Source organism: Rhodococcus sp. ENV425 (genome assembly GCF_002887785.1).
GTDB classification, from domain to species: domain Bacteria; phylum Actinomycetota; class Actinomycetes; order Mycobacteriales; family Mycobacteriaceae; genus Rhodococcus; species Rhodococcus aetherivorans.
The window spans coordinates 1-1,155 of record NZ_PCZU01000172.1 but is presented as its reverse complement, the minus strand read 5'-3'; the positions used below and the strand labels follow the sequence as shown (position 1 = coordinate 1,155).

Sequence of the window (1,155 nt, the reverse complement as noted above, 5' to 3'; positions counted from 1 at the left end):
GCACGCGCTGCTCGCGCCGCCGACGGTGGAACCCGACGTCATCGACCTCACCACCGACGACGGTGCCCACCTCAACGTCCGAGCCTACGGCGACCCGGACGCCGACCCGATCGTGCTCAGCCACGGATGGACCTGCAACGCCGACTACTGGATCCCGCAGATCAACGCCCTCGCCGGCCGCTACCGGGTGATCACCTACGACCAGCGCGGACACGGCCGCAGCGACCTCGGTACCCGGACCTTCGGCCCCGACGTCCTCGCCGACGACCTCGCCGCGGTCCTCGAGGCGACGGTGCCGGCCGGCCGCAAGGCAGTCCTCGCCGGTCACAGCATGGGCGGCATGAGCATCATCGCGTGGGCCGGCCGCCACCCCGATCAGGTGCGGGAGAAGGCCTCCGGGGTGCTGCTCGCGAGCACCGGCACCGACAGCCTGCTCGCCGAGGCCGCGCTGCTGCCGTCCCGGCTGGGGCGGGTGCAGGAGCCCGTCGCGCGCCGGCTCCTCGGCGCCGCCCTTCCGCTCGTCGCCTCACCCGTCACCACCCGGGCCCTGAAGTACGTCGCGCTCGCGCCCGGTTCGAGCACCGCCGAGGTCGCCTTCTGCGAGAAGATCGTGCTCGGCTGCACGCCGCGGGCCCGCGGCAACTGGGGCACCGCGCTGAGCGCCTTCGACATCCGCGACGGGCTCGACCACCTCACGGTGCCGACGACCGTGCTCGTCGGCACCGCGGACCGGCTCACACCGCCGGTGCACGCCCGCAAGCTCGCCGAGACCCTGAAGACCTGCGGGCACCTCGAGCGGCTCGTGGTGCTCGACGGGATCGGGCACATGAGCTCGGTCGAGGCGATCGACGCCTTCGACGACGAACTGCTGCACCTGGCCGAACGCGATCGCATGCCGGCCGGCGCCTGAGGGTCCCATCCGCGGCGGGCGCGGCGCCGAACCCTCGGTGTAGTCCACCGGGAGGAGACCCATGACAGTGGCGCGCCACCGCGCGGCCCGCGCCCTCGCCGGCCTCGTCGCGTTCGGAGTGGTCCTCGGCGTCGGAGAACTGCTGGCCGTGCTGATCGGGCCCGCGTCGTCGCCGTTCTACGCCGTCGGCGCCACCACGGTCGACCGAGCCCCGGCGTGGGCCCGCGAGTTCGCGATCGACACCT

The 1,155-nt window shown here is 73.7% G+C and carries 1 protein-coding gene and 1 pseudogene; both read left to right on the top strand.

Annotated elements, in window-relative coordinates; genetic code table 11:
• Nucleotides 1-910 (top strand): alpha/beta fold hydrolase (locus CQZ88_RS14035; protein WP_102799917.1); only part of this gene is annotated, 910 nt, incomplete at its 5' end.
• A 61-nt stretch (nucleotides 911-971) separates the two neighbouring features.
• Nucleotides 972-1,155: pseudogene (locus CQZ88_RS14030) on the top strand (oxidoreductase); the annotation flags it as partial.